This is a genomic window from Bacteroidales bacterium, from assembly GCA_041671145.1.
In the GTDB taxonomy this organism is placed as follows: domain Bacteria; phylum Bacteroidota; class Bacteroidia; order Bacteroidales; family JAHJDW01; genus JAQUPB01.
On sequence record JBAZBZ010000025.1, the window covers coordinates 39891 to 46319 of the forward strand.

The 6429-nt window shown below is 29.9% G+C and carries 7 protein-coding genes; all 7 read left to right on the forward strand.

Going from position 1 to position 6429, the window contains the following annotated elements:
- Positions 1-12: 12 nt before the first annotated feature.
- Positions 13-1401, forward strand: coding sequence for a tRNA uridine-5-carboxymethylaminomethyl(34) synthesis GTPase MnmE (gene mnmE / locus WC223_09055; GenBank protein MFA6924386.1), 1389 nt, complete (start codon positions 13-15; stop codon positions 1399-1401).
- A gap of 234 nt (positions 1402-1635) precedes the next feature.
- Positions 1636-1998 carry a helix-turn-helix domain-containing protein gene (locus WC223_09060; GenBank protein MFA6924387.1) on the forward strand — a complete coding sequence of 121 codons (363 nt, stop codon included), beginning with the start codon at positions 1636-1638 and terminating at the stop codon, positions 1996-1998.
- Positions 1998-3140: a site-specific integrase gene (locus tag WC223_09065; protein ID MFA6924388.1), complete on the forward strand. Its 1143-nt coding sequence runs from the start codon at positions 1998-2000 to the stop codon at positions 3138-3140. The genes WC223_09060 and WC223_09065 overlap by 1 nt, the downstream gene beginning before the upstream one ends.
- 12 nt (positions 3141-3152) lie before the next feature.
- Positions 3153-4148: a hypothetical protein gene (locus WC223_09070; GenBank protein MFA6924389.1), complete on the forward strand. Its 996-nt coding sequence runs from the start codon at positions 3153-3155 to the stop codon at positions 4146-4148.
- 79 nt (positions 4149-4227) lie between these two features.
- Complete coding sequence (locus WC223_09075; GenBank protein MFA6924390.1) at positions 4228-4563, forward strand: helix-turn-helix domain-containing protein; 336 nt, start codon at positions 4228-4230, stop codon at positions 4561-4563.
- 27 nt (positions 4564-4590) lie between these two features.
- The gene (locus WC223_09080; protein MFA6924391.1) at positions 4591-4788 is read left to right on the forward strand and encodes a hypothetical protein; all 198 of its coding nucleotides are present in this window, start codon (positions 4591-4593) and stop codon (positions 4786-4788) included.
- A gap of 56 nt (positions 4789-4844) precedes the next feature.
- Positions 4845-6429, forward strand: a 1585-nt coding sequence (locus WC223_09085) for a primase-helicase family protein (GenBank protein ID MFA6924392.1), incomplete at its 3' end; no start/stop codon positions are given.

The following is a 6429-nucleotide window of genomic DNA, read 5'->3' on the forward strand; positions in this document are numbered from 1 at the left end:
AAAACTTGCATTATGAACATTGAAGATGATATTTGTGTAATTTCAACACCTGCGGGAATAGGTGCTATAGCCCTTGTCAGAGTTTCGGGAAAAAATTCAATTTCGATTGTTAAAAAGATTTTCAGCTATTCCGAAAATTCAATTTCACTTGAACAACAAAAATCTCATACTGTTCATCATGGTTTTATCACAAAGGGTGATGAAATTATTGATGATGTTCTGTTGAGTGTTTTTAAAAATCCGAATTCCTATACCGGACAGGATTTGATAGAAATTTCATGTCATGGTTCTATTTATGTACAACAGGAAATATTAAAATTATTAATTGACAATGGAGCACGATTAGCAAAGCCGGGAGAATTTACAATGCGTGCTTTTCTAAATGGCAAATTCGATTTATCCCAAGCCGAAGCAGTAGCTGATTTAATAAACTCTTATTCTCAGTCGGCACATAAAGTTGCCATACGACAAATACGCGGAGGTTTTTCAAATGATATAAAAAAATTAAGGGACCAGCTTTTGGAATTTTCATCATTACTTGAACTCGAACTTGATTTCAGCGAAGAGAATGTCGAATTTGCAAACAGGAGCAAATTTAAAAATTTACTTTTCGACATAAAAGAAGAAATTAAAAAACTCATTGATTCGTTTTCGGTGGGAAACGTCATTAAAAACGGCATACCGGTTGCAATTGTCGGAAAACCTAATGTAGGAAAATCAACATTGCTGAATGCTTTGTTAAATGAAGAAAAAGCAATAGTTTCTGAAATTCCTGGAACTACAAGGGATGCAATTGAAGACACAATTGTTATAAATGGTTACTCATTCCGATTTATTGATACTGCGGGCTTGAGAGATGCAAGAAGCAAAATTGAAATTATGGGAATTGAAAAAACGTATCAGAAAATCGAACAGGCATCAATAATTCTTTATGTTGTTGATATAAACGAAACGCCACTTGAGGAAATCAACACGAATATTGAAGATTTTAAAAATCACATAAAAGATAAAACAAAAAAAATAATTGTGATTGCCAACAAAACCGATTTGCTTATTGAGGCGCCGAAAGGATTTAAAAATCTTGTTGAAATGGAAACAATTTTTGCATCGGCAAAAAGAAAGGAAAACATAAAATTAATCGCTGAATGTCTTGTTAATTCGGTTCTTAATGAAGATATTTCAAACACAACAATAATTACAAATGTACGCCATTATGAAGCACTTTCAAAAGCATTAACTTCAATCAATAATGTTGAAGACGGCTTGAAAAACAAAATTTCAAGCGAACTTCTTGCTTCAGATATCCGAAATGCACTGCACTACCTCGGCGAAATCACAGGCGAAGTTACCTCTGATGAAATTTTGAATAATATTTTCGGGAAGTTTTGTGTGGGAAAGTAACCACCACGCAACAAACAATCAACAAATTTCAGCAATCCACTACAAGCCCTATGTATAGGGCTTTTTTTATGATTTCCATTTAACATTTATTACGCAATATTATTTGGTTATTATGTTTAATTTTGTACCTTTGTTGTACCTTGAATGTGTGAGGTACAAATTTAAAAGTTAACAGGAGAAATTATGGCACAATATGACACACATTGACACATTATGACACAATAAAGCACAAAAATGAGTTCAAATATTGAGGTACAAAGAATTTGCGAATATTGTGGAAAAGAATTTACAGCTCGAACCACAAAAACACGCTTTTGCTCTCATCATTGCAACAGGAGAGCATATAAAAAAAATCTAAAAAAAACAAAAATTGAAATAAGTAATAATGAAACCAGGCAAATAATTATAAAACCTATTGAAGAGCTAAAAACAAAGCCATTTTTAAGTATTTCTGAAACATGTTTACTTTTAGGTATTAGCAGACGAACAATTTATCGTCTGCTTGAACAAAACAAATTTTCAGCATCTAAAATAGGAAAAAGAATAATTATTAAAAGAACTGAAATTGATAATTTACTTACTAAAAATAAAATATAATGGCTACAAAAGTAAAGTTAAGACAAAAACCAATTACAGGAAAAAGACATAGCTTGTATCTTGATTTTTATCCGCCAATACAACACCACAAAACAGGTGAGCCAACAAGAAGGGCGTTTTTGGGATTATATATTTTTGATAAGCCAAGAAAACCCATTGATAAGCAACATAACAAAGAAACATTAAAACTTGCAGAGCAAATAAGACAAAAAAGAGAAAACAATATTAATAAACCTGAAATATATTCAGGATATGAAAAAGAACAATTAAAAATTAAAGAAAGAAGCGAACAAAATTTTGTTGAATATTTTAAAATATTAGCAGATAAACGCAAAGCATCAAACCACGACAATTGGGTTTCGGCATATAATTACCTCAACTCATTCACAAAAGGAAAATTAAAGTTTGCTGAACTCAACGAGAAATTTTGTAACGACTTTAAAGAACATCTTCTAACAACCAAAAGCAATAAGAGCAGTAAAACAACACTTTCTCAAAATTCTGCTTTATCATATTTTAATAAGTTGAAAGCATCTTTAAAGCAAGCATTCAAGGACGGCTATTTACAAATCAATTTAAACGCAAAGGTAGAGCCAATAAAAGAAATGGAAACACAAAGAAACTTTTTAACTTTGGAAGAACTAAACCAGCTTGTAAAAACCGAATGTAAAAATCCATTAATAAAAAGAGCGGCACTATTTTCAGCATTAACCGGTTTGCGTTTTTGTGATATACAAAAACTTGTTTGGGGAGAATTAGAATACATTGAAGGTAATGGATATTTTATTCAATTCAAACAACAAAAAACACAAGGCGTTGAGATGATGCCAATTTCTGAACAGGCATATCTTTTACTTGGTGAACGTGGGCAACCTAAGGACAGAGTATTTGAGGGACTAACTTATTCGGCACACGAAAACAAATATCTTTTTCAATGGCTTGGAGCCGCAGGAATTACAAAAGACATTACTTTTCATTGTTTTAGACATACATTTGCTACATTACAATTAAGCAAAGGAACTGACATTTATACAGTTTCCAAAATGCTTGGTCATAGAGATATAAAAACTACTCAAGTGTATGCAAAAATTATTGACAAAACAAAACGTGATGCAGCTGATAAAATAAAATTAATTTTTTAAACTTTAGTAACTATGATTGAAAATAAAGTAACAAAAAAAATACATAAAGAATATTTTAGCTATTTTGAGGTAATTGATTTAGAACATTTATTAAACTCGGATTTAAAGCCATTAATTGATAAATTTATGTTATGCCAAGAATATATATATTTAGGCGAACTTGAAGAAGAGTTAAAATTTGCATTGCTAAGTTTAAATTCAGATAAAGATAGATATAGGTACTTAAACATCATTATTGATAAATTTCACTCTGCCGGTCTTGATTATATTTTAGGTTATTTTTCTGAACGTATTGAAAAATTGAGTGAATTAGACAATATTGAAAACTTTTTTGACTTATCTAATTCTGATGCCATAGATAAAATTGAAAGTTTTAATATTAATCCTCAATTATTAAAAGCTTTTGGTGATGTTGTTTATTGCTTATATAAAATTAAGAATTTCAGAAAAGATATTTACAAATCGATTAAAAATGTTTTTGAATATTTTAATTTAGATTATAATACTTTCATGAGTAAAAAATTTGAAGATTTAGATGAATTGTATGATTATTATTTTATAAATGAAATTGTCAGAAATAAAGAACATCAAAACACATCTAATTTAAACGCTATACCTGAAACAGAAAAGACAACAATAGAAAAAAATAAAGAAATAGCAAAAGAATTCTTGTTATGTTTAAATGGCAATAATTTTCTTAAACAAAAAATAATGTCAGATAAAGATTTTGAAAGATTAATGGAATACACCTATTATCTCATAGAGTACGAGTCATTACCTAAAGAAATAAATCCTTTACCTCATATAAATATTTCCGTTGAATTTATCAGAAAAACATACGAGCAATTACATAAAAGAATTTATGGTAAAAAGAAACGACAATACTGGATTGACTTTTTACATGAAGTTTTTATACAATTTGAAAGTTGGGATAAAGAAACCACTAATAAAAATTTTGCCACATACAGAGGGCAATATGAAGAAGACCTAAAAAAACTTACAAGTTGATTTGCATGATTAAAATCAACAAGTTTCAGTAACATATCATTAATTTTCTTTGCTTCAAAAGAAATTAAAAATTGAAGCAATGCAAAAAATAACATTCGACCAATTACCTCAAGCTGTTGAAGAGCTTAACGAAAAGCTCACAAACATTGAAAAACTTTTGCTTTCTAATAGCAATCAGAATCAGAAAGAAGAAGATGAGCTATTAACAGTACAACAAGCAGCTCATTTGTTGTGTCTTTCTGTTCCTACTATTTATGGATTAGTCCAACGTTCAGAGATTCCTGTATGCAAACGCTCAAAGCGTTTATATTTCTCGAAACAAGAATTGTATAATTGGATTAAATCAGCACGACGAAAAACTAATTCCGAAATTTCCGTTGATGCTGATAATTACCTGAAACACCAATCAAAATAAATTATTAATTTTTTAAACAATTGTATTATGCGAACACGTGAATTTTATGTGCCTGTAGATTCTATAATAGAATTTGCAGATGTATTGGAAGAAAAAGAAATTACCAATACAATTACTGGAGTGTCTGAAGACGATGAGATTGTTATTCTTGTTTCTTACGAAAAATTTGAAAGAGATGCAATCCTTGAATTAGAGGACTTATTGGAAGAAGACGAAAATGATTAGTTAAAAGGGAGCTCATCAAGCTCCCTTTAATTATTTAAACAATTAAAAAAATAATTATGCAAACTAATAGTTATTTTGTTCAACGACTCGAAAAACTTGGCATTTCGGAAGCTGACAACAAAATAAAAGCATCCGACAGAGATGGACATAGTTACGAAAGTTGCTATTTCAAAGAAGCTCCCGAAGGCATTCAAATAAATTATTTCAGCCCTTCAGGATTTGTTTGCAAGTATGAAAATGGTAGCGGAAAACTTTTTGATTATTCAAGAATCCGATTAGCAGAACCCAAAGAAAACAAGTATAAACAGCCATATCATAGCGAAGTAATACCGTTCATCACGCCATCAATCATTGAGAAGTTTAAGAATAAAACAAGCATTGATACTTTAATTATTGTTGAAGGCGAGTTTAAAGCATTTGCAGGACATTTAGCAGGATTTAATATTATCGGAATCGGAGGAATACACAATTACACAGAAAGCAAAACAAAAGAGTTACATTCATACATTGTTCATATTATTGAAGTATGCAAAGTAAAAAATCTTATTTTGCTTTTCGATGCTGATTGTATTTCGGAAAACTACATAAAAGAAAATCTCGATAAAGATTTACACACCCGGTTATATTCATTTTATAGTGCAGCAAAAAAGTTTCGTGAATTGTGCAAAGAATTAAATGTTGATGTTTATTTTGCACATATCAATAATGAGTTTGAAACCAAAGCCAAAGGACTTGATGACTTGCTTTGTTGTTTCAATGATAAAAAAAAGAACATTGTAAAAGACCTGTTAAAGCTGGAAAAAGCAAAAGAATATTTTTATTGCTTAAACATTACTGATAATTCATTAAACAAATTATACTCACATTTTTTGCTTGATACCGATAAACTCGGAAAACCTTTAAAATTCCACGAAAAATTTAAAACAATAATCGAAAATAATGAATTTCTATTTAAAGGAATATCATTTCAATTTGATGAAAACGAGCTAAAACTTATAAAACACCCGAGAGCAGCTGATTATTTGAGAGTAAAAACAGATTATTATTTTAAAGGATACAGAGTAACATCAAAAGGCGAAAGAGTTTCAGAAATAGTATTTTGGAAAAAAGGAACAATAAGAGAGGACTATGGTAAAATTCCTGATTTTTTTTCAATGATTCCCAAATACGTTAATTTCTGCAATGTTCCTGATAATACCGAAACATTTCGGCAAACAGTTGAAAGATGTTATAATCTTTATGAAAAAATACTTCATATTCCAAAAGAAAACACAACGGAAAAAGATTTTCAAAGCACAATTAATTTTCTAAAACATATTTTTCAGGAAAAATACGATGTAGCATTGGATTATTTGACATTACTCTACCGCTATCCTACTCGAAATTTACCAATAATCTGTTTAGTATCGAAAGAAAACGAAACAGGAAAAACTAAATTCCTGCAATGGTTAAAAGAAATATTCGGAAACAATGCAATTATTCTCGGCAACGAAGATTTTGACAGCAGGTTTAATTCACATTGGGCAAGCAAACTGATTGTCGGAATTGACGAAAGTTTTATTGACAAGCGATTGATTAAAGAAAAAATAAAGCGACTTTGTACCGACAACAGCATAAACTTTGAAGCAAAATCAAAAGACA